This is a genomic window from Sphingomonas sp. (assembly GCF_048594985.1).
In the GTDB taxonomy this organism is placed as follows: Bacteria; Pseudomonadota; Alphaproteobacteria; order Sphingomonadales; family Sphingomonadaceae; genus Sphingomonas_I.
On record NZ_JBMDXG010000161.1, the window covers coordinates 1 to 2,817 of the forward strand.

3 protein-coding genes are annotated in these 2,817 nt (G+C 66.0%); 2 read left to right on the plus strand and 1 reads right to left on the minus strand.

Features of this window, described 5'->3' with window-relative positions:
* A partial coding sequence (locus ACOJSF_RS06210; protein WP_420141355.1) for a heavy metal-binding domain-containing protein occupies positions 1-337 on the minus strand: 337 nt, incomplete at its 3' end.
* 267 nt (positions 338-604) lie between these two features.
* Here ACOJSF_RS06210 and ACOJSF_RS06215 point away from each other — a divergent pair.
* Positions 605-1,855, plus strand: coding sequence for a tyrosine-type recombinase/integrase (locus ACOJSF_RS06215; RefSeq protein WP_420141353.1), 1,251 nt, complete (start codon positions 605-607; stop codon positions 1,853-1,855).
* Positions 1,856-2,408: 553 nt separating this feature from the next.
* Positions 2,409-2,817: murein L,D-transpeptidase catalytic domain-containing protein (locus tag ACOJSF_RS06220; RefSeq protein WP_420141354.1), on the plus strand; the 409-nt coding region annotated here is incomplete at its 3' end.

Consider the following 2,817-nt stretch of genomic DNA (forward strand, 5'->3'; position numbering starts at 1 on the left):
GCGCGAGCACCAGCCCGATCCAGAACCGCCGGGCCATGTCGGCCAGTTCGGGGCTGGGGCCATGGTCCAGGGAAACCAGCTCGGGCTCTAGCGCCATGCCACAGATCGGGCAGGCGCCGGGATGTTCCTGCCGCACTTCGGGATGCATCGGGCAGGTCCAGATCGCGCCGGCGGGCGCATCGACTGGCGCTTGCGGGGTGAGATAGCGCTCGGGATCGGCGATGAACTTGCCCCGGCAGCCGGCGCTGCAGAAATGAAACGGGTGCCCGGCATGATCCGCGTGATGCGCAGTCTTCGCCGGGTCGACGCTCATCCCGCAGACGGGATCCTTCACCATTCCTGACCGGGCGCCGTCGTGGTGATGGGTATGCTCATGATCGGCGTTCGCGTGGTCGTGATGATGCGCCATGGCAGCGATTCCTTGAGTGACGCTCCCTCTTTGCACCTTGGCACGATGTCAGGGTCAAGCGGTAATGTTCACGACGATCCGGCCGATCGATCGTCATCAGAAAGACCGAAGGTATCCTTGCGAATGACAGCGTCATCCCGTCGCTCTTCCGTCCGGCCGTTTTCTGGAACTAACAAGTGTGCTAGCCCCGCCGGGATGGAACCCAGCGGAACCACCGGACAGGAAGGCTCGGAAAACAGCGATGTCGCGCCGGCTGGCGGCGCCCTGGTCGCCATGCCGGCGGCGACATCCCAGATCGCCTGGGCGGTGACCCGCATGCGCGCGGGCGGGCGGATCGTCGTTAACGAAACGCTGCTTGCCGCCTACCAGGCCGCCAGCTCGCCGCATTCGCTGCGCGCCCTGAAGAGCGACCTGGAGGCGTTCGACCTCTGGTGCCGTCGGACGGGCCGCATCGCGCTGCCAGCGACTCCCGAGACCGTTGCCGACTATCTCGACGCGCGGGCGGGGCAGGGGGCCAGGCCCGCCTCGCTCGGCCGCTACAAGGCCTCGATCGCCAAGATCCACCAGCTGCTCGACCTCAAGGACCCGACCCAGGCCGAACTGGTGAAGCTGCGGCTGCGCGCGATCAAGCGCGAGAAAGGCACCGCGCAGGCGCAGGCGCGGCCGCTGCGCTTCAAAGGCCCGGTGCGCGACGTAGCGTGTGACAAGCCCCGCGGGATCAACGTGCGCGCGCTGCTGGAAGCCTGCGCGGACGATCTGCCGGGCTTGCGCGATCGCGCGCTGCTCTCGGTCGCCTACGATACCGGCCTGCGCGCCTCGGAGCTGGTGGCGGTCGGGGTCGAGCACGTCATGGACGCGATCGACCCCGAGGCGCGGCTGCTCGCGATTCCGCGCAGCAAGGGCGACCAGGAAGGGGAGGGGGCCACGGCCTACCTCTCGCCCCGCTCGGCGCGGGCGATCGCAGCGTGGACCGAGGCAGCGGGGATTACGGCCGGGCCGCTGTTCCGGCGCGTGCAGGTGCGGCGCTACAAGGCGCGTCCGGCGGCGAAGGGACGCAGCATCGATAGCCTCTCCAGCCGCGAGGCCTGGGACTTGCGCAAGACCCTGCCGCGGCGGGCGGTGCCGGCGCGCGTGGAGTATGACGTCGGCACCGGCGCGCTGCACCCGGGTTCGATCGGGCCGATCTGGCGCGCGATGATCCGCAAGGCGTTCGCGTGCGGCGCGCTGCCGGACTTGACCGAGGATGACGTGGTGCGGCTGCTCAAGGGAGTCAGCGCCCACTCGACGCGGGTAGGGCTCAACCAGGACCTTTTCGTCGCGGGAGAGGACCTGGCGGGCATCATGGATGCCCTGCGCTGGAAAAGCCCGCGCATGCCGCTCGCCTATAACCGCAACCTCGCCGCCGAGGCCGGGGCGGCGGGACGGCTGATGAACAAGCTGGGTTAAGGGAGTGGGATGGCGCACATTGTCTTGGGCCGATGAGCAAAGCGTGGGCCTAAGGGTCTGTCATGCGAAAGTTTGAACTTGATCTGACAGACGGTGTCTTAAGGCTCAAGGCATGTGCCGGTGCGGGGCGCTGGCTGCCATCCATGGACCCAATGGATATTGCGGTTCATATGTGTGGGGACGCCGATGAACGGCAAACTATGTGTCCTGGACGGCGTCCAGGGAACTCGACCGAGCGCTGAACGAATCATAAGATTTGTTCCAGAGCCAGCACGGCATTTGATCGGCCGGCCGCAAGTTTAGGGGAGTTCATCGCTTAAGTGCAGAATTGCTCCAACAAAGGCGGACAAAAACTATTTAAATACAGGTTCATATGCCCATTATCAGAGGCATGCCTGAGCTTAGCCTTAGACCCGACCGGCGCGCCATGATGATTTCAGGTGCGGGCATTGCTCTCGCCGCGCTTGCCGGGTCGACCGCCAAGCCGCTTATAGGATCGTCACACCCGCGCCGCCCGACCGCAGTTCCAGCTGTCCCCCGCAATGCCCCGGGCATGCGGCAGACGGCTCTGGATGCTGCGCGCTTTTCCGTAGACCCTGCGCTGCTGCGCCGCGCTCTATCTGCACTCGACCAGCATTCCAGTTCGGTCAAGGCGCGCGACCGGATGGCCATCGTCGATTTCACTGCGCCATCTTCCGAACCCCGGCTGCACTTCCTCGATGTGGTGAACGGCAAGGCTTCGCGGCTGCTGGTCGCGCACGGTTCCGGTTCGGACCCTGGGCATACCGGGTTCCTCGAGCGGTTCTCCAACGCCTTCGGCTCCAATGCCTCGAGCGAGGGCGCATTCCTGACGGGCGATTACTATACCGGCAAGCACGGTCGGTCGCAGCGTCTGGTGGGGCTCGACCCGACGAACAACAATGCGCTCGGCCGCGCCATCGTAATCCATAGCGCTTGGTACG